The organism is Luteibacter sp. (genome assembly GCF_051958795.1).
GTDB lineage: Bacteria > Pseudomonadota > Gammaproteobacteria > Xanthomonadales > Rhodanobacteraceae > Luteibacter.
Window position 1 is genome coordinate 1 of record NZ_JBQCFT010000005.1, and the last position, 26,197, is coordinate 26,197.

Annotated in this window: 21 protein-coding genes; 7 read left to right on the top strand and 14 right to left on the bottom strand. The window is 62.2% G+C overall.

The window, feature by feature from the left end; all coding sequences use genetic code 11:
• On the top strand, positions 1-445 hold a 445-nt coding region (locus ACTHLF_RS00315; protein WP_440323812.1), incomplete at its 5' end, for a hypothetical protein.
• Positions 446-458: 13 nt separating this feature from the next.
• Here ACTHLF_RS00315 and ACTHLF_RS00320 read toward each other — a convergent pair.
• Genes ACTHLF_RS00320 through rfbB form a run of 5 tightly spaced genes read right to left on the bottom strand, consistent with a single transcriptional unit; the run spans position 459 to position 5,280 of the window.
• Entirely contained in the window at positions 459-1,871 is a 1,413-nt protein-coding gene (locus ACTHLF_RS00320; protein WP_440323814.1) for a mannose-1-phosphate guanylyltransferase/mannose-6-phosphate isomerase, read from the bottom strand.
• Between the two features lie 7 nt (positions 1,872-1,878).
• On the bottom strand, positions 1,879-2,799 hold the full coding sequence (gene rfbD, locus ACTHLF_RS00325; protein WP_440323816.1) for a dTDP-4-dehydrorhamnose reductase: 921 nt from the start codon (positions 2,797-2,799) through the stop codon (positions 1,879-1,881).
• A complete protein-coding gene (gene rfbC / locus ACTHLF_RS00330) occupies positions 2,796-3,353 on the bottom strand; it encodes a dTDP-4-dehydrorhamnose 3,5-epimerase (RefSeq protein WP_440323818.1) in 558 nt (185 codons plus the stop codon). The genes rfbD and rfbC overlap by 4 nt, the downstream gene beginning before the upstream one ends.
• Positions 3,350-4,234, bottom strand: coding sequence for a glucose-1-phosphate thymidylyltransferase RfbA (gene rfbA / locus ACTHLF_RS00335; protein ID WP_440323820.1), 885 nt, complete (start codon positions 4,232-4,234; stop codon positions 3,350-3,352). Before rfbA ends, rfbC begins: the two co-directional genes overlap by 4 nt.
• Positions 4,231-5,280 (bottom strand): dTDP-glucose 4,6-dehydratase, encoded by a 1,050-nt coding sequence (gene rfbB, locus ACTHLF_RS00340; RefSeq protein WP_440323822.1) that lies wholly within the window; start codon positions 5,278-5,280, stop codon positions 4,231-4,233. Before rfbB ends, rfbA begins: the two co-directional genes overlap by 4 nt.
• Positions 5,281-5,445: 165 nt before the next feature.
• Between rfbB and ACTHLF_RS00345 the strand changes: the two genes are divergently transcribed.
• From ACTHLF_RS00345 to ACTHLF_RS00360, 4 genes are all read left to right on the top strand, one after another.
• On the top strand, positions 5,446-6,612 hold the full coding sequence (locus ACTHLF_RS00345; protein WP_440323865.1) for a trans-sulfuration enzyme family protein: 1,167 nt from the start codon (positions 5,446-5,448) through the stop codon (positions 6,610-6,612).
• A gap of 145 nt (positions 6,613-6,757) precedes the next feature.
• A complete protein-coding gene (locus ACTHLF_RS00350; protein ID WP_440323824.1) occupies positions 6,758-7,540 on the top strand; it encodes an ABC transporter permease in 783 nt (260 codons plus the stop codon).
• Between the two features lie 9 nt (positions 7,541-7,549).
• Positions 7,550-8,302: an ABC transporter ATP-binding protein gene (locus ACTHLF_RS00355; RefSeq protein ID WP_440323826.1), complete on the top strand. Its 753-nt coding sequence runs from the start codon at positions 7,550-7,552 to the stop codon at positions 8,300-8,302.
• A gap of 54 nt (positions 8,303-8,356) precedes the next feature.
• Positions 8,357-11,851 (top strand): glycosyltransferase, encoded by a 3,495-nt coding sequence (locus ACTHLF_RS00360; protein ID WP_440323828.1) that lies wholly within the window; start codon positions 8,357-8,359, stop codon positions 11,849-11,851.
• A gap of 19 nt (positions 11,852-11,870) precedes the next feature.
• On the opposite strand, the gene ACTHLF_RS00365 is transcribed toward ACTHLF_RS00360, so the two are convergent.
• From ACTHLF_RS00365 to ACTHLF_RS00375, 3 genes are read right to left on the bottom strand one after another with little or no spacing between them, the layout of a single operon-like run.
• Positions 11,871-13,676, bottom strand: a complete 1,806-nt coding sequence (locus ACTHLF_RS00365) for a DUF2142 domain-containing protein (RefSeq protein WP_440323830.1) — start codon at positions 13,674-13,676, stop codon at positions 11,871-11,873.
• Positions 13,673-14,014: an EamA family transporter gene (locus ACTHLF_RS00370; RefSeq protein ID WP_440323832.1), complete on the bottom strand. Its 342-nt coding sequence runs from the start codon at positions 14,012-14,014 to the stop codon at positions 13,673-13,675. Before ACTHLF_RS00370 ends, ACTHLF_RS00365 begins: the two co-directional genes overlap by 4 nt.
• Positions 14,011-14,997: a glycosyltransferase family 2 protein gene (locus tag ACTHLF_RS00375; protein ID WP_440323834.1), complete on the bottom strand. Its 987-nt coding sequence runs from the start codon at positions 14,995-14,997 to the stop codon at positions 14,011-14,013. The genes ACTHLF_RS00370 and ACTHLF_RS00375 overlap by 4 nt, the downstream gene beginning before the upstream one ends.
• 335 nt (positions 14,998-15,332) lie before the next feature.
• Here ACTHLF_RS00375 and ACTHLF_RS00380 point away from each other — a divergent pair, with 335 nt between their 5' ends.
• Positions 15,333-15,617 (top strand): addiction module antidote protein, encoded by a 285-nt coding sequence (locus tag ACTHLF_RS00380; RefSeq protein ID WP_440323835.1) that lies wholly within the window; start codon positions 15,333-15,335, stop codon positions 15,615-15,617.
• Between the two features lie 217 nt (positions 15,618-15,834).
• Here the strand turns inward: ACTHLF_RS00380 and ACTHLF_RS00385 are convergent, their stop codons facing one another.
• The 6 genes from ACTHLF_RS00385 to ACTHLF_RS00410 all read right to left on the bottom strand — a co-directional run bounded on the left by ACTHLF_RS00385 (position 15,835) and on the right by ACTHLF_RS00410 (position 24,594).
• Positions 15,835-16,542, bottom strand: a complete 708-nt coding sequence (locus ACTHLF_RS00385; RefSeq protein WP_440323837.1) for an outer membrane beta-barrel protein — start codon at positions 16,540-16,542, stop codon at positions 15,835-15,837.
• Positions 16,543-16,958: 416 nt separating this feature from the next.
• Positions 16,959-17,900, bottom strand: a complete 942-nt coding sequence (locus ACTHLF_RS00390) for an electron transfer flavoprotein subunit alpha/FixB family protein (RefSeq protein WP_440323839.1) — start codon at positions 17,898-17,900, stop codon at positions 16,959-16,961.
• 24 nt (positions 17,901-17,924) lie between these two features.
• On the bottom strand, positions 17,925-18,671 hold the full coding sequence (locus tag ACTHLF_RS00395; protein WP_440323841.1) for an electron transfer flavoprotein subunit beta/FixA family protein: 747 nt from the start codon (positions 18,669-18,671) through the stop codon (positions 17,925-17,927).
• Between the two features lie 165 nt (positions 18,672-18,836).
• Positions 18,837-20,885, bottom strand: a complete 2,049-nt coding sequence (locus ACTHLF_RS00400; protein ID WP_440323842.1) for a glycoside hydrolase family 99-like domain-containing protein — start codon at positions 20,883-20,885, stop codon at positions 18,837-18,839.
• Between the two features lie 2 nt (positions 20,886-20,887).
• The gene (locus ACTHLF_RS00405; protein ID WP_440323844.1) at positions 20,888-22,915 is read right to left on the bottom strand and encodes a glycosyltransferase; all 2,028 of its coding nucleotides are present in this window, start codon (positions 22,913-22,915) and stop codon (positions 20,888-20,890) included.
• A gap of 71 nt (positions 22,916-22,986) precedes the next feature.
• Positions 22,987-24,594 (bottom strand): electron transfer flavoprotein-ubiquinone oxidoreductase, encoded by a 1,608-nt coding sequence (locus tag ACTHLF_RS00410; RefSeq protein ID WP_440323846.1) that lies wholly within the window; start codon positions 24,592-24,594, stop codon positions 22,987-22,989.
• Positions 24,595-24,745: 151 nt separating this feature from the next.
• Between ACTHLF_RS00410 and ACTHLF_RS00415 the strand changes: the two genes are divergently transcribed.
• Positions 24,746-26,152, top strand: a complete 1,407-nt coding sequence (locus tag ACTHLF_RS00415) for an amidase (RefSeq protein WP_440323848.1) — start codon at positions 24,746-24,748, stop codon at positions 26,150-26,152.
• Positions 26,153-26,197: the final 45 nt, after the last annotated feature.

The following is a 26,197-nucleotide window of genomic DNA, read 5'->3' on the forward strand; positions in this document are numbered from 1 at the left end:
TGACGTCTTTGAGCATATTCCATATGCTAACGACGTCATGGCCTCCGTTCGAAGCGTCCTGCATGATGGCGGTGTGCTCTCAATCGCCATACCGTCGAGTCGCGGTGTCTTTTACAAGATCAGCAAGGCGTTGGCACGGGCGGGTATATCGGGACCGTTCGAACGGATGTGGCAAAAGAGCTTTTCATCTCCTCATCTCCACTACTTCCATGCCGACGGTTTGGATGCCGTTGCGCGCCGGCACGGCTTCGAGCCGGTCTACCGTGGCACGCTGCCCAGTGTCCGGCTTAACGGGTTGTGGGATCGACTTGCCTACGACACGACTTCGGGAATAGCGAAGAACGCCATCGTATTTGGTGGCGTCGCGCTCGCATTGCCATTCCTGCGCCTGCTGCCTGCCGACATTGACTTGCTCATGTACAGAAAGGTCAATGTCAGCCCGTAGCAACTTTGGTTTGTTAGGCCCGTCCATAGACGTCGTCAAAACGGACAATGTCGTCTTCGCCCAAGTAGCTCCCTGATTGAACCTCGATCAGCTCGACCGGCACCTTTCCAGGATTGCGTAGGCGATGGCGGCTTCCCAGGGGAAGATACGTGCTCTGGTTTTCCGCAAGCAGGAATACCTTGTCGTCGCAGGTGACTTCCGCCACGCCCTTGACGACGATCCAGTGCTCCGCGCGGTGATGGTGCATTTGCAGGCTCAACGCTGCGCCAGGCTTCACCACGATGCGCTTGACCTGGAAGCGATCTCCTGATTCGAGCGAATCGTACGTTCCCCATGGACGTCGAACGACCCGGTGGAGGTCGTGTTCCGATCGGCCGGCTGCCTTGAGCTGGTCAACTATCTTTTTGACATCCTGCGAGGCGTCGCGCCGGGCCACGAGCGTAGCGTCTGGTGTCGTGACGACCACCACGTCATCAAGGCCAATAGTTGCGATGAGGTGACGGTCGTGCGATCGGACCAATGAGCCGTGGGTATCGAGCGCAATGACGTCGCCTTCCAGGTGATTGCCATCGTCGTCCTTCGTGGCGGCCAGCCACAATGCGTCCCATGATCCGATATCGGACCACCCGCACGTAACCGGCACCACGGCGGCGTGCCGGGTCTTTTCCATCACGGCGTAATCGATCGAATCATTGGGCGCGGAAGCGAACGATTCGGCATCTAGCCGGATAAAGTCGAGATCGATACGGGCCTTTGCGAAGGCCGTATTCGCGGCCGCGAACATGGCAGGTGCATGTTCCGCCAGCTCTTCCAGATACCGGTCGGCCCGGAACAGGAACATGCCGGAGTTCCAGTCGTACTCACCGGAATTCAGGTAATCCTGTGCTACTGCGATAGCAGGCTTCTCGACAAACTCCGCGACTCGGTAAGCCGTACCATCGAGGTCGGCACCGCGTCGGATGTACCCGAAGCCGGTCTCTGGCCTGTCTGGGCGGATGCCGAATGTGACCAAGGAGCCCGCACGGGCTGCAGGCAGCGCCTTTTCCACTGCGTCGACGAAGCTGACCTCGTTGCCGATGAGGTGATCCGCGGGGAGCACGAGAATCAATGCGTCCGGATCTCGCGCAAGTGCCTGCAATGCACCTGCAGCAATGGCAGGAGCCGTGTTCCGCGCCACTGGCTCGAGGAGGATGCTTGCGCCCTCAATGCCGAGCTCTTGCAGCTGTTCCGCCGCCAGGAACCTATGATCATCCGCAGCGACGATGACGGGTGGCGCCGCCTCGGGCAGTAGGGCCGCGCGCCGGGCCGTCTGCTGGAACAGCGTCTCGCTGCCAGCAAGTGACAGAAATTGCTTTGGAAGATTGCGCCGGGAGATAGGCCACAACCGTGTCCCGCTGCCGCCGCTGAGGATGAGGGGAATCAGCATCGTGGCCTCACTGCGCGCCTAGGGCCGCCATGGTTTCGCGAAGGCCTGCACGCCAATCGGGCAGCGGATGGCCAAAGGTCTGAACAAACGAGCGATTGTCGAGCACGGAGAAAGCGGGCCGGCGCGCCGGGGTCGGGAACTGCTCAGTGGTGATTGGCTCGACAAAGGGGCGGCGAGGTAGCACGCCAGTAGCTACAGCTTCGTCGAAGATGGCCTCGGCGAAGCCATGCCACGTCGTACTGCCGCTTGCGGTCAGGTGATACGTACCTGTGATGGTCGAAGGGTCCGACGAGGCTTGCCATACATCGAGTGCGGCGAGCGTGCTGGAAACAATCAGCGCAGCCGTCGTTGGCGTCCCGTGCTGGTCCGCGACAACGCGGAGCGTATCTCGCTCCGCCCCCAAGCGCAGCATGGTCTTCAGGAAGTTATGACCGACCGTCGAGTACACCCATGCGGTGCGGAATAGCAAGTGCATCGCTCCGCTATCGCGCAGTGCTGCCTCACCAGCGAGCTTGCTGCGACCATATGCGCCCTGCGGCGCTGTCGGAGCATCCGGTGCGTATGGTGCCGACGCATCGCCGGAAAACACGTAGTCGGTCGAGTAGTGCACCACACGCGAAGCGTGCGCGACGGCCCACTGTGAGATGGCCGCTACGGCATCCGCATTTACCCGAATAGCCTGCGTTTCATCGTCTTCTGCCCTGTCCACGGCAGTGTATGCCGCCGCATTTACGATCAAATTGGGTCGCTCGGCGTCCAGGACGTCGCGGATCGCGCCGGCGTCCGCGAGGTTGACGGCGACGCTTGGTACGCCCGGCACGCTGCCATCTCGCGAGGCGGCGATAAGCTTGCCGCGTGCTGCAAGGCGCCCGTCACTGAGAAATGTCTGGCCCAATTGCCCCGCGGCACCCAGCAGCAGGATCCTCACGCCAGAAACTCCGGCAGTCGATCAGCCTGCACATCTCTCAGGAACGGCGCTTTCTCGTCCTTCATCGAGAGCAGCGGCATCGAGACGGGCCAATCGATACCAATATCTGGATCGTCCCATCGTACCGAGGCATCGCCCTTGGGGTCGTAGAGCGCGGTGCATTGGTAGGCAAAAGTAGCGTGCTCCGATACCACGCAGAAGCCATGCGCGAAGCCCTCGGGGATCCAGAAGTGCCGATGATTCTCTGCTGTGAGCATCACCGCCGCCCACTTTCCAAAGGTCGGCGAGCCGCGGCGGATATCGACCGCGACATCGTACACTTCGCCCTCAAGCACGCTCACCAGCTTGCCCTGCGGATTTGGCCACTGGTAATGCAAGCCGCGAAGTACGCCGCGCGCCGAACGGGAAACGTTTGACTGCACGTATCGACGAGTGATCCCGGCTTCCTGGAATTTCGCCTCGTTATAGCTTTCGTAGAAAAAGCCTCTGGTATCGCCGAATACCTGTGGCTCGATAACGATGCAGCCGGGCAGGGTGGTCTCGTTAAACTTCATGCAACATAACCCTGGCGAGTCAGGCTTTGCAGATACTGCCCATAACCGGTCTTGGACAGTGGCTCGGCCAGGCGTAACAGCTGTTCGGCATCGATCCACTTGTTCATGTACGCAATCTCCTCTGGGCAGCAAACCTTGAGGCCCTGACGATTTTCGATGGTCTGGATATACTCGCCAGCTTCCATCAGGGATTCATGCGTACCCGTATCGAGCCATGCGTAGCCTCGGCCGAGCTGCTCCAGGTGGAGCGTATTGTCATCTAGGTAGCAGCGGTTGAGATCGGTAATTTCCAGCTCGCCGCGCGCGGAGGGCTGCAGTGCACCGGCGAAATCGACGGCGCGGTTGTCGTAGAAATACAGCCCCGTGACGGCGTAGTTAGACTTCGGGCGAGCCGGCTTTTCCTCGAGCCCGATGACCTTGCCAGTGGCGTCAAATTCGGCGACGCCATAGCGCTCGGGGTCCTTCACCCAGTAACCGAAAACGGTCGCGCCATGATCGCGCCCTGCCGCGCGCTTCATGCGTTCGGTCAGGCCGACACCATAGAAAATGTTATCGCCAAGCACGAGGCAGCTAGGGTCCGAGCCGATGAAATCCTTGCCAATGACAAATGCCTGGGCAAGGCCGTCGGGTGACGGCTGTACGGCATATGAGATGTTTATGCCCCACTGACTCCCATCACCGAGCAGTCGCTGGAAAAGATGCTGCTCATGAGGCGTGTTGATGACGAGAACATCGCGAATTCCTGCCAGCATAAGGTTGGCAAGCGGGTAGTACACCATCGGCTTGTCATAGACAGGCAGGAGCTGCTTGCTTACCGCCTGCGTGATCGGATAGAGGCGTGTGCCTGAGCCGCCGGCAAGGATGATGCCTTTAGTCGTCATGCGCCGAGTCGCTCCAGTTGGTAGCTGCCGTCGAGAATGCCCTGCACCCATGATTTGTTATCGAGGTACCACTGGACTGTTGCGCGGATGCCGGAATCGAACGTATGCGCCGGCGTCCAGCCCAGCTCGTCTTTCAACTTCGTGGCGTCGATGGCGTAGCGCCGGTCGTGCCCCGGACGATCGCGCACGAACGTGATGAGCGTTTCGTGCTTTGCGCCCGACGCCATGGGCGATACCTCGTCGAGGATCGCGCAGATGGTTTTCACGACGGTAATGTTGTTGCGTTCGGAATTGCCGCCCACGTTATAGGTCTCGCCGACCCGCCCCCCTTCCAGTACGCGCGCGATAGCGCCGCAATGGTCCTCTACGAACAGCCAGTCGCGAACGTTCAGGCCATCACCGTATACGGGCAACGGTTCGCCCGCGAGCGCCTTCTGGATGACGAGGGGAATGAGCTTTTCCGGGAACTGGAACGGCCCATAGTTGTTCGAGCAATTCGTGGTAAGCGTAGGCAGGCCGTACGTATGGTGGAATGCCCGTACAAGGTGGTCGGACGAGGCTTTGGATGCCGAGTACGGCGAATTGGGTGCATAGGGCGTCGCTTCGGTGAAGAGGCCGTCGTTGCCCAGCGATCCGTACACCTCATCAGTAGAGACATGGAGGAAGCGGAACGCCGAGGACTCATGGCCAGCTAGGCCGCGCCAGTAGTCGCGCGCGCACTCTAGCAGTCCGAGAGTACCGACAACATTCGTCGGGATGAACTCGGCCGGGCCATCGATCGACCGGTCTACGTGGGATTCAGCAGCGAAATTGACGATCGCGGCGGGCCGGCGCGATGCAAGGAGCTTCCCGACGAGTGCGCGATCACCAATGTCACCTTGCACGAAGATGTGACGGTCGTTGCCTTCCAGCGACGCCAGGGTGCGGAGGTTGCCCGCATAGGTGAGCTTGTCGAGGTTGACGACTGTGTGGCCAGCCGCAATGGCCTGCAGGACGAAATTCGCCCCGATGAAGCCGGCGCCGCCGGTGACGAGCAATGTCTTCATGGATCCTTTGATGGGCTGCACTCGGACCCGTCATTGTGCCTGAGCCGACGGGAGATCGCTAAATGGCGCTCCCCTCGCCGGCCAAGGCCCGACCCGCAATGCGCTAAACTAAGCGGTCGGCGCAAGCCCCGCTCCCCCTGGAGCCAACCTAACTCGTTGAAAGAAATGGCAAAAAATAAAATCGAGGCGCTCGGTCTTGGCACGCGGGCTATCCATGCGGGGCAACAGCCGGATCCGTCGACGGGCGCGATCATGACGCCGATCTACGCCACCTCGACCTACGTCCAGGAAAGCCCTGGCAAGCACAAAGGCTTCGAGTACTCGCGTACCCAGAATCCGACCCGAATGGCTTACGAACGCTGCGTAGCCGATCTCGAGGGTGGTGTTGCCGGCTTTGCTTTTGCCTCGGGCCTGGCTGCGGCCGCCACCGTACTCGATATCCTGGATAGCGGTAGCCATGTCATCGCGATGGATGATCTCTACGGCGGGAGCTACCGACTGTTTGAGCGCGTGCGCCGCCGGTCCGCTGGTCTCGACTTCACGTTCATCGATCTGAACGACGAGGGCGCGCTGAAAGCGGCCCTGAAGCCGAACACACGAATGATCTGGGTGGAAACGCCCACAAACCCAATGCTCAAGCTGGTTGATCTGAAAAAGGTCGGCGCTTTTGCGCGGAAGCATGGGCTCATCATTGTCGTGGACAACACTTTCTGCTCGCCGATGGTTCAGCGTCCGATTGAATACGGCGCTGACTTGGTGCTCCATTCCGCCACCAAGTACCTGAATGGCCATTCAGACGTGGTGGGCGGGATCGTGGTCGCGGCCAGTGACGAAATGGCAGGGCAGATGGCCTTCTTGCAGAACAGCGTCGGGGCGGTGGCTGGACCGTTCGACGCCTTTCTTGCCATGAGGGGCTTGAAAACCCTGCATCTGCGTATGCGTGCCCATTGCGATAGCGCCCTCGAACTCGCCAAATGGCTAGAACGGCATCCGGTCGTCGAGGACGTGATCTATCCAGGCCTTCGCAGTCACCCTCAGCATGCGCTCGCCAGACGCCAGATGGCAGGTTTCGGCGGGATTATCTCCATCCGTGTGAAGGGCGGCTTGCGAAAGGCCCGCCGCGTTCTCGAGCGCTGCGAGCTGTTCGCGCTGGCCGAGTCCCTGGGCGGTGTGGAAAGCTTGATCGAACACCCCGCCATCATGACTCATGCGTCGATCCCTCCTGCCCAACGGAAGCGCCTGGGCATCGACGACAACTTGATCCGGCTCTCGGTAGGCGTTGAAGATCTCGCGGATCTCCGTCGCGAATTGGATGGCGCCCTCGCGGGATGATCGGCCGCAGGCTGGTCATCGGGCGAAGATGCCCGGCGGCCAGCCAACGGCAGGCCCGATTCAGGCCGCATTCTGCATAATGCCCGGTTGCCCTCGCCGAATTCCGCTTCGGCGGGCCTAAACTTGATTCTCTAGGGTCACACACATGTTGAAACTTGCCGCGACCGACCTGAAGCAGAGCATGGCTTCTTGGCGGCTCTGGATGCTTCTGGGGTGGATCGAGATCCGCCAGCGCTACGCGCGGTCACGCGTCGGTCCGTTTTGGCTAACCATCAGCATGGGCGTCATCATCACGTCGATCGGCGTTGTCTATGGCACGCTGTTTGGCCAGAAGATGAGCGAATATCTGCCCTATCTGGCAGCCAGCCTGGTCACGTGGGGCATGTTTGCGAGCACGGTGCAGGAAGGGAGCACGGCTTTTATCGCGAATTCCGCCTATATTCGCCAGGTAGCTACGCCTAAGCTCATCTATGTGCTCCAGGTCCCATGGCGCAACCTGCTGATCCTCGCCCACAACTTCGTGATCATCGTCGTTCTTTTGGGGATCTTCGGCGTACCGAATTGGGTCTCGTTGCCGCTGTTCATCCCGGGATTGTTCCTGCTGGCGCTCAATGCGACCTGGATGGCCATGCTGACGGGGCTGTTTTCAGCACGCTTCCGCGATCTGCCCCAGATCGTGGCATCGCTGGTCCAGGTGGCGTTTTACGTCACTCCCATCATGTACAGGCCCGAGGCCCTCACGCGCTTTTCCTTCCTCGTGCGGTGGAATCCACTTACTTACCTGCTGGACGTCGTGAGGCAGCCACTGCTTGGTCAGATTCCCACCGCCCGCACGTATGCGGTGACGATTGCGATGGCCGTGGTTGGGTGGTTGATTGCGCTAGCCATCACCAATCGCTACCTGAAGCGCATCTCCTACTGGGTCTGAGGTACGTCCATGGCATTTATCGAACTCAACGGCGTTACTCTCGACCTTCCGATCTATGAAGTGCAGGGCCGCTCGCTGAAGCGGCAGATGATGCGGCTTGGGCGCAAGAACGCGATCGCTGAAGGAAGCGACGGTGTCGTGGTGGTGCGTGCACTTTCCGATGTATCGGTGCGATTCGACCGCGGTGACCGGATCGGGCTCATTGGCCATAACGGTGCCGGCAAGTCGACGATTCTGCGCGTGATGGCGGGGATCTATGCTCCGACCGGCGGTGAGGTACGTCGCGAAGGGAAGGTGGTTCCTTTGCTCGACATCAGCCTGGGCATGGATGACAACTCGACCGGCCTCCAGAACATCCGCCTACGCGGATTGCTTCTTGGCATGACCGATCGCGAAATCAAGGAAAAGCAGCAAGAGATCGCCGAGTTCTGCGAACTGGGCGACTACCTGGACCTGCCGATCCGTACCTATTCGAGTGGTATGCGGGTCCGTCTCGCATTCGCGATCTCGACTGCCGTCGACGCCGAGATTCTCCTGCTCGACGAGGTTATGGGCGTGGGCGACGCCTCGTTTATGCACAAGGCTCAGGCGCGACTGGCCGACCTGCACCGGCGTTCAGAAATTGTGGTCCTGGCCATGCACTCGAACGCCGAAATCCGGCGAACGTGCAACAAGGTGCTTTGGATGGATAACGGTAGTGTCCGGATGTTCGGACCGACTGAAGACGTTGTATCGGCTTATGAGGCGTACGTCGGTTCCTGATTACGGGTATCGTCGAGCGGTGCAGTAGTGCGGGCGGGCAATAACGGGGTGCACATGTTTCCGACTGATACGGATTCCTTTAAGGGAGCCGGGGGCGGCGAATCTCAGCCGTTCCCATTGTGGCTGGTGGACCGGATCCGGCCATCTATCATCGCCGACGTCGGCGAGCCGCTAGGAGGCAACTACCTGGCGTGGTGCAGGGCGGTTCAACTTTTGGGCTTGCCTACAAACGTCTATTCCCTCGATCTGGGCGGCGCTGCGCCAGCGTCGGCGCATGAGGCCGCAGAGCACGACCTGCTTTATGCGGGCTTTTCGCATGTTATGCAGATGCCGTTGCTTGCGGCTCTTGATGTATTCCCTGATGGCGCCATCGATCTCATCATTCTGCCTGGCGCGGGGAGCGATGCCTGGTCCACGCTCCTCGAGGCATGGCAACCCAAGCTCTCGCGGCAGGCGGTTGTCATGGTGCGAGGTCCATTGACCGGCCCCGGGAGCAGGGAGGCCTGGGACGTCATTCGCGACCGATACGCATCGACAAGTGGAGAAGACGGCCAGCATCGCCTGCTCCTCGTGGGCCGCGACGCACCGTCGCGCATCCGCGATATCTTCGGGACCCAGGACCAGGGGGATGCCATTGCCAGTAGCCTGAGCGCTTATGCGGGGCAGAGTGGCGATAAGGCGGTCGATGATGCTGGGCAGCAGATGGAAGCGGTTGCCATGCGACTTTCAGAGCAATCTTCCGAACTAGAGCAGACGAGGCGTGCGCTTGCAGAGAAGGAGTACCTTCTGAAGCAAGTCGAAGATTCGCGGGAGTCTTACGAGCGCAAGATCAAGGCGATGACGCGAGCACTCGAAAACGCGGACATCACCTCGCAGGCCACGCTCGAGAACCTGAAGGAAGCTCGGGCAAAGGTCGATGAGCTGCTCGGTTCGCGTTCGTGGACAATTACTGCCCCGTTGCGAGGCGTGACCATCGCACTCCGGTTCACTCGCGACGTGGTGAAGGGTAGCCTGCGTGCCGCCCTGTCTACACCGCGCCGGATCGCCGCCCGTGGCTGGCGCCAGACGATGCGCGACGCGGCGCAGACGGTCGCCCACCCGCGCGGCGCCCTGCGGAGACTGCGTGGTGACGCGAGTGGGGCTGGCGAAAAGGCGGTGTATAAGCTCCTTCCGCCGCCGGCCGCAACGAGTCGCCTGCGCCAGCGCGTGCTGATCATTGCCGAGATGAGCCTCGCCCAATGCCTGAAGTATCGTGTTCTTCAAAAGCAGCGGATGATCCAGGAGCTGGGAATCGACTGCTCGATAGTTGCCTGGCAGGATGTGGCGTCGGCGCGCGATCTGTTGCAGACGCACACTCTGGCGATTTTTTATCGCGTGCCTGGGTTCCCCCCGCAGCTCGAAACGATCCGGATGGCGAAGGCCCTTGGCGTCCCAACGTATTGGGAAGTCGACGACCTGATCTTCGACGCCGACCTCTACAAGACAAACTCCAACCTCGACGATCTTCACAAGAAGGTGCGCGAGGGCATCATGCGCGGTGTTCCGCTCTATCGCGAAGCCATGCTCGCATGTGACGGGTGCATCGCATCCACCGAATCGCTCGCGGATGTCATGCGATCGGCGGGCGTCGGGACGGTGCATGTCATCGAGAACGCGCTGGATGAGGAGACCATCCGGATCGCGGAGGAAATCAATGTCACGCCGAAGAAGCCCGACGGCCTCGTCCGCATCGTGTACGGCTCAGGATCGGCGTCACACGACACCGATTTCCGGCAGGCGGCGGGTGCTGTACTTAACATTCTGAAGGCGCGGTACGACGTTCGCCTTACCATCATCGGCTCACTGAATCTTCCCGATGAATTCAAGGAAGTCGAGAACCAGGTTGAGAGGCTCCCGCCGTCGGACTACGCGACCTACATGAAGCGTCTCTCACGGTGCCATGTGAATATCGCGCCACTTGAGCCAAGCATCTTCAACGACGCAAAGTCGAACATCAAATACCTTGAAGCGGCCATCCTCAAGCTCCCTTCGGTTTGCTCGGCATCTGCGGAATTCGTCCGGACGATCAGTCACGGGCGGACGGGGTTCCTAGCTACGACTCCCGCCGAATGGGAGGAGTACCTAACGCGTCTCATCGAAGATCCCGCCCTGCGCGGAACGGTCGGCCAACAGGCGCACGATCATGTTGCAGCGCATTACACGCCTGAAAGCATGGCGCGTGAACGGGTCGAGCCCCTCCTGCTCACCTATCGCCGGTTCAAAAAAGAGCGTCTGCGCGTCCTTGGCGTCAATATCTTCTTCGAGCCACGCAGCTTCGGCGGAGCGACTATCGTGGCAGAGCAGGTGGCGCGGCGTATCAACGCGGGTCATCACATCGACTACGCGATGCTCACTTCGCTCCCAACATCGGATGTCCATCCGTACAAGGTGGTGCGATACCAGTCGTCCGCTGCAGAAGTCTTTGCGATGGGATTGCCCTTCGAAGGGAATCCTGCGTTCGATTTCGATAATCCGTATGTCACAGGCGCGTTTCGGGAGATTCTCCGCGCCTGGCAGCCCGATGTCGTTCACCTGCATTCGATCCAGGGTTTTGGCGTGCAGCTTGCAGAGGTATGCCAGGCGGAGGGCATACCGTTCGTGGTCACTGCGCATGACGCGTGGTGGATATGTGCGCGCCAGTTCATGATCACGCGCGAGGGCAAATACTGCCACCAGCGAAAGGTCGATCTGAACGTGTGCGCCAGTTGCGTCGTCAATCCGGCACTGAATCCGTATCGACAGTTCCGGTTGCACGAGGTGCTGTCGCAAGCGGATCGCCTGATCGTCCCGAGCCAGTTCTTCAAGGGTTTGTACGTTGATAACGGCTTCAGTGCAGCCACGACCGTGGTCAACAAGAATGGCGTGGTGCCGCCTCGTACCAAGGCATCGCGCAGCACGCCGGGTCAGCGCCCTCTACGGCTTGGTTTCGTCGGAGGAGAGGGCCCCGCAAAGGGAAGTGAACTGATCAAGCAGGTACTGCGCGAGATGCCCGAGCACACCAACTATGAGCTGCTCGTGGTCGACGGAGCGCTCAATCTGGGCCGAAGGGTCATTTTCGAAACCACTTGGGATATCCCTGGAACCCTTCGCATCGTGCCGGCCTATACACAGGAGACGATCGACGAGTTCTTCGAAGGCGTTGATGTCTTGCTGTTCCCGACACAGTGCAAAGAGAGTTTTGGCCTGTCCGTGCGCGAGGCCATGATCCGCGACGTCTGGGTCATCGCCACGGATGCCGGCGGCGCAGTGGAAGACATCGTTCCCGGCGAAAACGGCGACATCGTTCCGCTTGAGGATGATGGCGCCAGATTCAAGGAGGCCCTACGACGTCTTCTCGAGAATCCGGAGCGCCTTGACGGCTACCGTAATCGCCACGTGGACATGATTCGCGTCTTTGATGAGCAAGCCGCGGAACTGACGGGATTGCTTCAGGACGTGGCCAAGCGGCATCCTGTTGATCACGAGGGGCGCAACGAACGCCGGCTTGCATTCGAATTGCGGGGTGCCTGACGGGCGCCCCGCGTACTGCTCAGGGCGCGGGAGCGGGGCACCCTGTTGTCGACGTCGAATGGCCAGCGGTGTCGGTGATGACTGTGCACGAGACCACGGTGCCTTCCCCGAGCCTTGTATTCCACACGCTGACACCCTCGCCACCTCGCGACGCAATTTCCATGCGTACGTATCGCCTTCCCTCTAGAGCGAAGTGGTGGTACTGGTTGTCGGCAAGGGAAGACAATGGGAAAACGACAGTGGTTACCTGGCCATCGCGCGTCCAGGCGCGCAACTCAGCTTCCCCGGCATTGCTCCGGTTATAAGTCCCGAACATGATGGCTACGCTCGAGAGTTCAGCAGGCTCGCTGGCCTGGCTTGCCGGGATCGCAACGGGCGTGGCGCCATCATGCGTGAGTGCGGGAGTCGGAACCAGGTCTGCATGGATTGCTACGGCGGCGGGCTGGTTAGCCATGAAATATCGACTAGCCAACGCCTGAGGCGTCAGGTAGACCGCCATCAGAAGGATGAGTGCGGTGGCGGCGATCGCGATCCTTTGGGGCGCGCTGTCACGCGGCGCGCGATCAGCGCCGAGGGCGAACGCAAACGCGAGCGCAGGGATCATGAAGTACCTGCCCTGAACACCCTGGATAATCGGTGAATCGCCAATCGTCCACTGTACGAGCATCGCCAGGTATGTCATCAGCACTGTACCGATCGCGCTCACGACCAGCACGCCACGAGCCAGGCGCTGCTCCGCGATGGCATCGCGCGAAAATGAGAAAGCAACTGCGACCAGAAGCAATATTCCGAAGTAGCGGTAGCTGGCGACGGGCAACGATGTATCGAGCCAACCTAGCGCCCCAATGAAAGAACTGAAGTAGTAGTCGCGGACGCCGGCATCAGCGAGCGTTGCGTACAGGATGCGAAAGAAGTTACCTGGGTGAAGTACGTACGAAACCAGCTTCGCCGTATGGTCGATGTGGCGAGGGCCTGGCGGATAGATGGTCGCCTTCATCGTGAAAAGGGTCCATCCGACCACGATCAGGCTCAGGCCGATGGCCACCCCGAGGCTGCGGCGGTCCCGCATGAACCACCATGCAGCGAACGGTAGCAGCAGGAAAGGTGCCGCATTGGCGCGGCATGCCCCAACGAGGAACAGGGCAATGGCAAATGTCCAGAAAACCCAGGCAGGCGTGCGACGCATCTCCACTGCAATTCGCATGAACGCCGCCAGGGCGACCATGGCCATGGAAGTCGTCATGCCATCAAGCGATGGCGATGCGAACAGAAAGAGATTCATCGGCAACACAAGCACAGCAATAACTGCCGGCGGCGGCGCGAGAATCCGGCAAGCGAACCCTAGCAACAGGAGGCACGTGCCGAGCGTGAGTACGCGCGCAAGCCGGTACGACTTGCTGACCGTGAGCCCCATGGCCTTGCCTGTCGCAAGTCCAAGCGCTTGCGGAGCGTAGATCGCGGGAAAATAGTAGGCCGTACCTATAGGAGTGGCGAATCGGCTCGTTCCGGCCCACCGGATCGAACCCGCCCGGTCAAGCTCATCGCCCGAAATCTTCTGCGCATTGTGGCCAGGCAATGTCCCGAATGCGTCCATGAAGTCGAGAAGGCCGGCGTCCACCTGGCCTCCGGAGGCGGAGCCATCCACCGAGTGCAGCAGCACCTGGCCCTGGCTGAACATATACGCGCGCTTGATGTGGTCGAATTCATCTGGCGCGCTGAAGGGTGGTATCAGGGCGGAGATGACAAGGGATACGACAAAAAGGGCGAAGAGAAAGGCCGGCCAGAAGCGCGGAATGGGTCGCGCCGCGACGGTTCTGATGGTCATGCAGATCTTACCGCGACGATGATTCCGGCCATGATGAGTGCGACACCGACGAAATACTGCGGTTGAAAGCGCTCGCCGAACATGAGGTGGCTCCCAATTGGCACGATCACGAAGGCCAGTGCCATCAGCGGATACACCTTGCCCAGGTCGGCTTTCTGCAGGACCCAGATCCAGGCAATAGTCATCACCCCGTATAGTGCGAACGACGAGAGCAGCAGAATGGCGGTCGAGGGATCGAACCAGCTGCCGGTCTTCTGCAGGGAGGCGGCGCTAAGTTTGAAGAGAATTTGGCCGCAGGCGATGCCAACAACGCATATGAGGGCGATGATGTATGTCACGGCGTCGAAGCCTTCTTGAGAGCCGAACGGCGCAGTTGGGAGTGGATGGCGCGTCTTGGCGTTGAACTGACATCGAACCCGATAAACGCGAGCACGAGCTGAACGCCCAAAATGATGGGCATTGCCGCGAGCATCACCGTGCCGCTGCTGGCGAAAACGCCTTGTTCCGCGGCGGTGCTCCAATGGATTGCGCCATAGATGACGCCGAACGCGAGCAACAACAGGCCAAGAGGTAGTTCGAACGAGGCAAGTGACATGTCGCGCAGGTAGTAGTTGTAAAAGATACGCTTGAAGAAATTCGCGAGGTTCTTGCGCAGGAACTCGCTAAAGACTTTGGTGATCTTCAGGTTGCTGACCTCGTCGGCGTACTTGGCATGCATCGGAATATCTACGGCGACTGCCCTAAGCGTGCCGAGCCGGAAGAGCATGTCCGTTTCGAAAAAGTAGCGTCTGCTGAGCTTCTCGAAAGGAAGGTGGGATGCGACGTCGCGATGAATCGCGGTATAGCCGTTAGTGGGGTCGAAGAGATCCCAGTACCCCGACGAGATCTTGGTGAGGAAAGAGAGGCCGGCGTTGCCAATCAATCGCGCCTTCGGCATGGCATGAATCTCTTCCAGATCGAAGAAGCGATTGCCCTTTGTGTAGTCGGCTTCACCCGCGAGGATAGGAGCGACGAAGTGCGGAATGAGCGCGGGATCCATCTGGCCGTCGCCATCGACTTTTACGATGACTTCCATGTTTTCCGCGATCGCGGCGCGATAGCCGGTAAGTACGGCCCCGCCGACGCCCTGATTCTGCTCATGCCGGATGACACGAACGCGGGAATCCCGGCATTCCGCTTCAACGAAATCACCACTTTTATCGGGGCAGCAGTCGTCAACCACATAAATGCGTTCGACCTCCGGTCCCACGGCGGCGATGACCTCGAGGATATGATTGCGTACCTTGTAGCTGGGGATGACGACCCCGATGCGTTCACTCATGCGCTTTCCCGTCCCGGGCGTGCCCGGCCTCACCCTTTGAGAATGTGTCCCATGATCTCATAGGCTGTGGCTATGCGGGGAGCGCGGGCGCAGGTGAAGAAAGGCCTTTCGCGGGAGGCGGGGCCGACTATTGCATAGTGCCTTCAAATTGGTTCATTCGCTGGCGCGAATGCATGCGACCAACGGCTTGCGCTGCCTCGCCTTTTGGAGGTCGAGAAAGCTGCGGCTGTGGGGCATGCACGTTGTAGTCCATGGTTCACAGGTGTAACCTATGGGCTACGGTTGTGTCATGTACGCAATCGAACAATCAGAGTCCTTCATGCGGTGGCACGGCAATGAAAGAACGATTCACTCGCTGGGATCCGGCGGATCACCTGCATACCGAGGAAAATCAGCTCATCTATTTAAACACCTGCTTCGACGAGGACCCGGGCGATGGCAGCCTTGTTCGTGCTGCGCTCGGTGGCATCGCGCGGGCGCGCGGCATGACAAGTGTTTCGCGAGCTGCCGGAATATCGCGAGAAGGGTTGTACCGCGCACTGGCTTCGGACGGAAATCCCGAGTTCGCCACTGTCATGCGCGTTATGCAGGCGCTCGGAATCCATTTGCGAGCCGCATGAGGCGGCTTCCGCGGACACGCCGTGGAAAAGCTCACCCGCGTGGTAGCCGCTTGCGAACCGCTTGCAGCGGTGCCTGGCAGCCCGAGCGACCGAGTGGCTTACGCGTCCGCGAGTCGCAGGCAGCCGGAAGGCTGCCGTTGGGTTCATGCCTGACAGCCTCGCGCAGAGGACTGCGCGCAATGGCCAGAAAAAGGGCCGGCATGAAGCCGGCCCTTTGTCAGAAACGATACTCGAGGTTGACACCGGTTGCGCGGATGCGATCGCTTGTATATTTCTTTCCGGATCCACCTTCCGAAAATGCGTCAGGCTGGAACTGGTCGTAGTTCACGGAGACGGTCAGATTGCTGAGCACATCAAAGCCTAGCGAGAGGCCAGCGTAGTAATCGCTGCTGCGATGCGTGTAGCTGTAGTACCGCGCCGGTTGGGCAACGCCAGTAATTGAGTCAAACTCCACGGAGTCATACGACGTCTTGTAACGAGCTGCACCAGCGCGCGCCGCCAGCGACCAGCGTTCCAGGAAGTGCCAACGAATATTGGCGCCCAGCAGGATCGCCTTGCTCTTCTGCTCGCGGTCAGTATGGTAGTTCGCGTAGTAGCCCGTGCTGCCGAGCACCAGGCTGCCGTCCTCATTGGCCGTGCCTTTCCCGAGATCGGCATAACCGCCTTCGACTCCAAGGGCAAGCGTGTCCGTGAGCGCCCACCGATAGCCTACGCGGGCATCGAACGCGCGATCGTCACGATCGTCGCTTTCGGTCACGCGAAAGGGGTTAAGGCGCGGCTGCTCTGGGGTAAGGAAACCGCTCCTTTCCATGCTGGTGCGAGCGCCGCCGACGGATACAAACCAACCCGCATCCTGGGCGGACGAAGTGGGGGAGAGGAGGGCCGCAGCCGATCCGGCCAGTGCGCAAAAAAGAACATTCTTCATGAAATTCCCTGTTCCTGTGGTTCGGGGCAGGAGTGCCCCGGCATCGTGTAGCGTGCGGAGGGTAGCCCAATTCATTTTGTTCTTCACGCATTATCGGGGTGGTCGGGTGCCTCGACGCATCGTCATCGGTTCATTCTCTGGAGGGAATGCGTGTACTCAGCGACTTGCGCCGCGTTCGGCAGGTGGTTTCCCGGACCGAGAACGGTCAGGGCTGGCGGGCCTGAGGGCCTCACCATCAGTTGTGTCCTTAGCCGGTCAGGGGCGGCGCGGCGTCAGCCTATGGCCACATGCATTCGCGCAAGCGAATGAGCCTGTTCGACGGCGCGATGCAAGACTCGTCCCCGGGCTTGCGCGAAGAACAAAAAAAAGCCCGCAGACAGTGCCTGCGGGCTTTTGAACTGCTTTGATCGCTCCTATCAGCCGATGGCGGCCTCGAGCTCAGGCAGGATTTTGAACAAATCCCCTACCAGCCCGATGTCGGCAATCTCAAAGATCGGCGCCTCCCCATCCTTGTTGATGGCGACGATGGTGCCTGCGTCCTTGATACCCGTCAGATGCTGGATGGCGCCCGAGATACCCACGGCGATGTACAGCTCCGGCGCAATGATCTTGCCGGTCTGGCCGACCTGCATCTCGTTCGGAACATAGCCGGCGTCAACGGCGGCACGCGAGGCACCGACAGCAGCGCCGATCTTGTCGGCGAACTTGTAGATAACCTCGAAGTTCTCCTTCGAGCCCACGCCACGGCCGCCGGACACCACCTTGCCAGCGCCCTGCAGGTCCGGGCGATCGCTCTTGCCCTGCTGCAGGTTCACGAAGCGGGTATGCGAGGGCAGGGCGACATCGAGGGAAAGCGTCTCGACGCCCGCGCTGCCGTTGCTGCCAGCGGCCGGCCACGAGGCCGTGCGGATGGTGGCGACGACGGTGGAGCCCGCGTCGACCTCAACGGTGACGATGGCGTTGCCCGCATAGATCGGCCGCTTGAAGCTGTGCGGGCCTTCCACGGTCATGACGTCGCTGACCTGTGAGACGCCCAGCAGGGCGGCGATGCGCGGGGCGACATCCTTGCCGAACGTGGTCGACGGGGCGAACACGTGGCTGTAGCCGGCGGCGGCCTTGGCGACCTGGGGCGCGATGATCGCGGCCAGGGCGTGGGCATTTTCCGGGCGGGCGACGGTCAGGACCTTGCTGACGCCGTCGATCTTCGCGGCTTCCGCGGCGATGGCGTCGGGGGCATCGGACAGGACGATGACGTCGATGGCTTCAGGCTTGACGGCCGCGGCGGCGCTCGCGGCGCGCGCGGTCGAGGCGTTGAGCTTGCCGTCCAGGTGCTCGGCGATAACGAGGATCTTGCTCATGCTATGTGCTCCTGTGCGGCTGCCTTACAGCAGGCCCTTCTGCTTGAGGGCCGCGACCAGTTCGGCGGCATCGTTGACCATCACGCCCTTGCTGCGCTTGGGCGGCGCGGCGAAGTGGGTGGTCTTCACATGATCGGCGGCATCGATGCCCAGCGAGCCGAGCTCGACCACGTCGATCGGCTTGGACTTGGCCTTCATGATGTCCGGCAGCTTGATGAAGCGCGGCTCGTTGAGGCGGAGGTCCGTGGTGATCACGGCGGGCAAATCAGCCTCGATGGTCTCCAGGCCGGCATCGACCTCGCGGGTCACCGTGGCCTTGCCATCGGCGATATCGAGCTTGCTGGCGAAGGTAGCCTGGGGGCGATCCCACAGGGCGGCCAGCATCTGGCCGGTCTGGTTGGCATCGTCGTCGATGGCCTGCTTACCCAGGATCACCAGGCCTGGCTGCTCCTTCTCAACGAGCTTGAGAAAGGTGCGGGCGGCGGTCAGCGGGGAGACGGCGTCGGCGGTTTGCACGTGGATGGCGCGGTTGGCGCCCATGGCCAGGCCCGTGCGCAGGTGGGCCGTGAGGTCGGCCGGACCGATGCCGACCACGATGACTTCCTCAGCCACGCCCTTTTCGCGCAGGCGCAGGGCTTCTTCCAGGGCGATATCGTCGAACGGATTGGCGGAGAGCTTGACGCCGTCCGTTACGACACCCGTACCGTCCGGTTTCACCTGGATGCGGACGTTATAGTCCACGACGCGCTTGTAGCCGACCAGAATCTTCATTCGCGGTTCCTGTGTGAATGCCCGTTCACGCAAACGGACGACAAAATTGGCCTGCCATTCTAGCGAAATCCGCGGGGCACGCGCTCGGCCGGGATGCCGGGCCAGGCGTGTCGCGTCGCAGCATGGACTGCGCCCCCGTAGGACGGTGCTACGCCTCCGGGCCGGCTAGCCCCGTTCGGCGTACGCGTAAGGCGAGTCGGGAGGAAGTGGTTCGCCCGAAACCTCCGCCGCGGTGGTCTCCCGGAACCCGGCAGCGCGGGCGACGAGCGCTATGACCCGTTCGATGGCATGCGCGAGGGTACCGTCCACCTGGCCGTCCTCGGCAGCGAAGTCCGCGTTGGAAAGCGGCGCATTGACCAACGGTGCAAGCGCTGCAAGCCGACACCAGAACATGCTCCCGGCGATGAAGGTATCCGCGGAGATGTCCGGCTGGGGAATTCCGGTGAGTGAGCAGAGGTACTCGACGCTGGATGTGTTCGCGCCCTGATGTGCGCCGATCAGCCGGACATGTCCTTCCGGTGCCACCAGGCCCAAGTCCGGATTCGTCGCGAATGCCTCGTAAATGGCGGGCGCGCGCCTTTTCGCGACCAGCCGATCAAGCAGCTCGGCGCGCCACGCCGTCCCGTTGTCGCGATGGGTAGAGCGCTTCGTATGCAGCTTGAGCACCACATCCTCGCCCTCATCGAGCAGCCGCCCGGCAATACGGAGGAACGGCAGGATGTCCCGTCCCCTGTTTGGCGCGACGACCAACTCCGCATCGAGGTTCAGCCTATGCACTTCCCGCCGCACCGCCTCTTCGCGCTCGCTCGGCACGGTGAGGATGATCCGGAACGACAGGCCCGTGGCGCTGATGGCTTCAACAAGCTCGCCCAAGAGATCGGGGTACCACACGTGGATCACCGCGCACGGGCGTTTCCGCGGCGTGGCCAGCGGGGTGAACGAACGACGGACAGCTTCCAGCCATGCGTACCCGTGACGCGCATCGGGCTCAAGCACGGCGCCTTCGGCCCATTCATTCCACGCATTGACGAAGACAAGCGGCGCGGAGGGCGAGCGGCGTTGGGCCGTGGCGACGGCATGGCGCGCCCATGCTTCGAACGCGCGCGGCGTCGCGTGCACATAGGTGCGGCCCCTGCCGCTTCGCCGGGCTTCATTGTCCCAACCCGGGTTGATGCCTGGGTACAGAAGATAGCCCGGGTCGGCTGCGGCCATCGATTGCGTGGCCAGCTGACGCCAGTCGAGAATCTCGCCGCTGTATTCCGGATTGATCAGCCGGTGCTGGTCGGTGACCGGCGACAGGCTTGTGTTGTTCGGTGGGAAAGCGGCTGCGGCATCGAATCCGATCGTGGCGGGATCGACATTGTCGAAGCTCTGCACATAGATGAGGTGGATCTCGCCCACGCCATTCGCAAGGCACCATTCACGCCAGCGCTTCGCCGTCGCCCGAGCATCGGGAAGCAACCCTGGGCGGTAAACCATGAGTACGGGCTTGCCTTCCACGCGCAGGTAGCGCGGATCCTTCAGGTACGGTGCGACGTATTCAATGAACGCGAGGTCGTCTTCCGGGCTGTGCGCCTGGCCGATCAGCACGTCGTTCGCGCGCCCATCCCAACGCCGTGACCAGTTCTCGTTCGCCCAGCACAAGGCGATCGGGAAGTCGATGGAGCTGTCGTCGAGCCACTGACGGAGAGGCGCCTCGAGCAGCGTTTTCCCTGCGAACCAGTAGAAATAGGTTGCGAACGCGCCGATGCCGTACGAGCGGGCGAGGCTTGCCTGTTCGCGCATGGTCTCCGGAAGGCGCAAGTCGTAAAAGCCGAGATCGCCCGGCAGCCGCGGCTGGGCGTGGCCTTCGAATTGCGGAAGGGCGCGCGTCACGTTGCGCCACTCGGTGAAGCCTTTGCCCCACCATGCGTCGTTCTCCGGCGTCGGATGGAACTGCGGCAGGTAGAAGGCCACCATCGTTGCCGGCAAAGGCGATGGCAGCGCTATCTCACTCCGCTCGGTGTAGCCGAGCAGGCGGTGACCCGCATGGTCGAGCGGGCGGTGGGCCGACGGGGAAGCTGCCTTACCCGATGGACCACCGGGCACGAGATCGGCGTGGCGCTCGAGGAAACGCTGGCGCAGGCGGTCGCGCGTGCGCACCGGCATGGGCGTAAGGCGAAAGCCAAAGCGAAGCGCGCGAAAAACAAACTGGCGAAGGTCGGGTGACGGCATGGTCAGGTAATCGCCTGGCGAAGCGCATCACGCGCGGCAGTCGCTGAAAAATGAGTACGGACGTTCTCCAGCGCGTGCTCCGACAACGAGGTCCAGAGTTGTGCATCGCCGGCCAGGCGCTGATACGCCGAGGCGACATCGTCCGGCGTGTGTGCGACCAGTACATCGACGCCATTGACGAGTTGCATCCCCTCGGTGGCAACGCCCGTGCCGATGACCGGCAAGCCATGGCTCATGGCCATGTTGACCTTGCCCTTTACGCCGGCCCCGAACCGCAAGGGGGCGATCGAAGCAAGGCATTGCGACATCAGGGGCTGAAGATCCTCGACGCGGCCGAGCATATCGAGGCCCGCTTGCGTCAGCTCGGCACGTGCATCGGCCGGGACGTCGCCGGCCACGAAGATCCGAATCGACGGATCGTACCGGCGCAGCGCGGGGAGGATATCGCTGGCCATCCAGCGCATGGCGTCCGCGTTGGGCGGGTGGCCATAGCCGCCGACGAAGAGCAGGTCACGGCGGCCCTCGAAGCCCGCCGAGCGGCCGTAGACTTCATGGATATTCGATAGCAGCAGAACCCGCGCTTCCGGGAGCAGGCGGGCAAGCAGCGAGCGCTCGTATTCGCTCACGACGAAGGTCGCATCCGTCGACGCGATCAGTTCGAGTTCCTGCCGGCGCGTCGTCTGTGCATGCCGGGAAAGGCTCGCGCTGCCCGCTTGTTCCGCCGCACGCTCCTCGCGCAGGAAGTGCAGGTCCACGGTGTCGAAGATGACCCGTGCCCGCGGCGCGTGGCGGCGGACAAAGCTCTGGTACTGGATCGCGACCGGGTGGCGACACAGGATCGCAGCGTGCAGGTCCGCGCCATTCGCTGCGATCCACGCAGGGATACTCGCCTCCCATGGCTTTGCTACGACCTCGATCCCAAAGCCACCCAGGAGCGTGATCTCACGCTCGGAGGCGTGGCCGTCATCAGGCGCGAACACGACGTGCCAACCTTCGGCGACCAGCAAGCGCATCATGGCGATCAGTCGGACCGATCCGGAATCGCGCGACGCATCGGGCGTGCTCGTATCCACGACCAGGACGGTGCCGCGCCGGCGCTGGCGGTCGATGACCGCGAGCGGGGTACTGGAGGACGGCTGGACGGCGAGTACGTCGCGCCATTTTTCAGCCAGCGTGTGTAGGTTGATTGCCTGGAAACGCTTCATGCCAGCGTCGGGCGCCGCCACGGAACTGATGCCTTCGGCGTGAACGACGACACTATCGGGCACGTAGCGCACGGCCAGGCCGCGCGCCCTGACAGCAAACGCGAGGTCGGTATCTTCGTAGTAACCGGGCGCAAACCGAAGGTCAAAACCACCGACTTCCGCGAACAGGGATGCAGGTATGGCAAGTGAGGCACCCGACACGTAGTCGACCGCGCGGGCATAGCGATAGGCCGGATTGCGGCGTGACTCGAAACGCCCGATGTTCCACGCGGAGGCATCGGCAAACACCCATGCCCCGGCTTCCTGCAGGCGGCCATCGGGATAGACGAGCTGGCTCCCTGCGATGCCGGTGCCCGGGAAGATATCGAAGGCACGGACAAGCGCATCCGCCCAGCCGCGGGTCACCTGCGTATCGTTGTTCAGGAAGATCAGCATGGCGCCGCGGGCGCCCTTGGCACCCGCGTTGCACGATCCGACAAAGCCCATGTTGGACTCATTCCGGATCAGGCGCAGCCCGGCAACATGGCGCAGTACGGAGAACGACTGATCCGGCGACGCGTCATCGACCACGATGACCTCGAACGGCATCCCGGGCGGCCGCATCGCGATGGATTGCAGGCAGGCGAGCGTGTATTCGATCTTCCCGTACACCGGGATGATGATGGACACCTCGGGTTGCTTCGACGTGGGAAGCACGAGTTCGCCGAAGACTTTCCCGATGGGGAGCAGCTCGAGGCTGTCATCCTCGGCAGGCCGACGTGACCACCCCTGCGAAATCCGCGCGAGCGTCCCACGCCACCCACGCAAGGCAAGACTGGTGCGCATGCGTTGCGCAAGGGAGCGAAGACGCCGGTAACGCCAGGAAAAGTGGTTCGACACAGCGGGTCTACGATCCCTCAGAGGTTCTGGTAGTTCGGCCCAGACCCACCCTCGGGCGTGACCCAGGTAATGATCTGATACGGATCTTTAATATCGCAGGTCTTGCAATGCACGCAGTTCGCGGCATTGATCTGCAGCCGCCGCCCGCCGTCATCCTCGACCATCTCATACACCCCCGCCGGGCAGAACCGCTGGCACGGATTCCCGTACTCGGTGGTGCAACGGTCCACGCAGATAGACGTATCAGCCACCTTCAGGTGAACCGGCTGGTCTTCATCATGCTCCGTAGCGGCGAAATACACCGACGCCAGGCGGTCACGTGGTGCAAGCGTGCGCTCCACGTAATCATTCTTCGGCGCCTCGTACTGGCCAAGCTTGTCCAGCGACGACCAGTCAGCGTGGTTCTTCAGCGTCCACGGCGACTTGCCGCCGGTGACGGTCTCCCATGCGGCGTTGATCAGACCGCGCCACAGGCCTTTGTTGAAGCCCGGGCGGATGTTGCGCACGGACTTCAGCTCGGCGACGACCGCCGAGCCGCGTAGCTTCGCGTCCCAGCCGACCGGGTTGAGCTGCGTGGCGACCAGGTGCTCGGCGGCGAGCATGCCCGAGGCGATAGCCTGGTGCGTGCCCTTGATCTTCGGCACGTTCACGAGGCCGGCGGAATCGCCGATGAGGATCGCGCCAGGCATTTCCACCTTCGGCAGCGACTGGAAGCCGCCCTCGATGATGGCGCGGGCACCGGCCGAGACGATGTTGCCGCCTTCGAGCAGGCCCTTCACGTTCGGGTGGTGCTTGAATTGCTGGAACGCCTCGAACGGCGAGAAGTTCGGATCCGGGTAATCGAGGCCGACGACGAAGCCGACGGCGACGCGGTCGTTATCCAGGTGGTACAGGAAGCTGCCGCCGTAGGTGTCGTTCGCCAGAGGCCAGCCGGTGGTGTGGACCACCTTTCCCGGTTCGCCGCGGCCGGCAGGGAGCTGCCACAGTTCCTTGATGCCGATGCCGTAGGTCTGCGGGTCGCTTTCCGCATCCAGGTCGAACGTCTTGATCAGTGCCTTGCTGATGTGGCCGCGGCAGCCCTCGGCGAGCACGGTCACCTTCGCGCGGATGTCGATGCCTTCGGTGTAGCCCGGCTTGTGGGCGCCATCGCGCGCGATGCCCATGTCGCCGATACGCACGCCATTCACGGCGCCGCTTTCGTCGAACAGGGCCTCGGCGGCGGCATAACCCGGGAACACGTCGACACCCAGCGCCTCGGCCTGTGGTGCCAGCCAGGCGCACAGGGCGCCCAGGCTGACGATCACGTTGCCATGGTTGTTCATCTGCGGTGGGGCCAGCGGGGCCTTGATGCCCGACTGGTGATCCTTCAGCCACCAGAATTCGTCCTTCGTCACCGGCACGCATACCGGCGGCGGTGCCTTGCGCCAATCCGGCAGCAGGCGATCCAGCGGGGCGGTCTCGATGACGGCGCCCGAGAGGATCTGTGCACCGATGGTCGAGGCCTTCTCGATCACGCAGACCGAGATCTCCGGATTGAGCTGTTTCGTACGCATCGCGAACGCGAGGCCGGCGGGGCCGGCCCCGACGACGACGAGATCGTATTCCATGGTTTCGCGTTCGCTCATCGCTGGCTCTCGAATCTGGCTGGCTGGATCAATCAGGTATTGTCCCGTTTCCCCCCAACCCGGGCAAATCGCCGTTTGAAACGGACCCCGGCGGGGTTGCAAGACATTCACATGGGAGGTTTATAGTCGTCTCCACGCGCCAGGAGATTCCATGAATACGATGTTGCCTGTCTCCGCCACGGACATGCGCCGGGCCACCCTTTTGCAGATCATGCACTGGCTGGCGATCGGCCGGGCACAACCGCAGGCCCTTTCAGATGTGTACCAGGACGCGATCGAGCGGCTTAACCCGGTCCTGAACGCCTATACCGACGTGAGCGTGTCGCTCATCCAGGAGCAGGCCCTGGCGGCCGACCGTCGCCGCCGCGACGGCGTGATGGGCCGCCTCGACGGCCTGCCCATCGCCATCAAGGACAACTTCGACGTCGCCGGCGTGCCCACGAAGGCGGGTATGCGGCGGCGCACCGTGGTGCCGGGCCAGGATGCCCACGCGATTGCCCGCTTGCGTGCCTCCGGCGCGGTGCTGCTGGGCAAGACCAACATGGATGAAGGCGCGTTGGGCCTGACCACCAACAATCCTTTTCATGGCGCAACGCACAATCCGCATCGCCTCGGCTACACCGCCGGTGGTTCGTCGGGTGGCGCTGCCGCCGCCGTCGCCGCTGGCATGGCTGTGGCTGCCATCGGGTCCGACACGCTCGGCTCGGTCCGCGTTCCGGCCAGTTATTGTGGCGTGGACGCGCTGAAACCGACCCATGGTGAGATTTCCGCCCGGGGTTTAGTGCCCGCGGCGCGAAGGCTCGACGCCGTGGGCCTGCTGACGCGCGGCGTGGATGACCTGACCGTGCTGCTGCAGACGCTGGCCGGTTACGACGCCGACGATGCCCGCTCGCGTCGCCGCCGCGTCGCGTTCCAGCCGCCCGACTGGGAGCCGGGCAACCTGCGCACCGGTTTCCTGCCGGACCTCGCCGCCGTGGGCGTCGAAAGCGACGTCATCGATGTATTCAACAACGCGCTTTCCCAGCTCAAGGGCGAACTGGGCGAGCGCCGTGCGGTGGATTTCTCCGACTGGGATTTCGCCCGCACCCGTCGCGCCGGCCTCCTGCTCATGGAAGCGGAGATGCTCAACACCTTTGCCGAGGAACTGGCCGACGAGGCGTACCCGGTATCGCCGGCCTTCCGCCAGATGGTGGATTTCGCGGCGAAGAAGTCGGCGGCGGATTATGTCGCCGCCGATCTCGTGCTGGATGCCGCCACGCTGAAGATGCGCCGCCTGTTTGCCCAGGTCGATGTGCTGGTCATGCCCACCACTTCGCAGGGTGCGTTCCCGCTCGACCAGCCGGCACCGGCATCGCAGGCCGACCTCTGCAGCTTCGCCAGCCTGGCGGGTTGCCCGGCGGTGAGCATCCCGATGGGGACACTGCCGAACGGGATGCCCATCGGCATGCAGCTCGTGGGCGCGCGCGGTTCGGATCTGCGGCTGCTGGAGCTTGCGGCGGTCTGCGCATCGTCGCTCGATGCCGAGCCGGCGTATCCGGTAGAGCCGAAACCCGCCTGACCTCGTAGGAGCCCACCCTGTGGGCGACGCCGTTCGCGAAAGAGT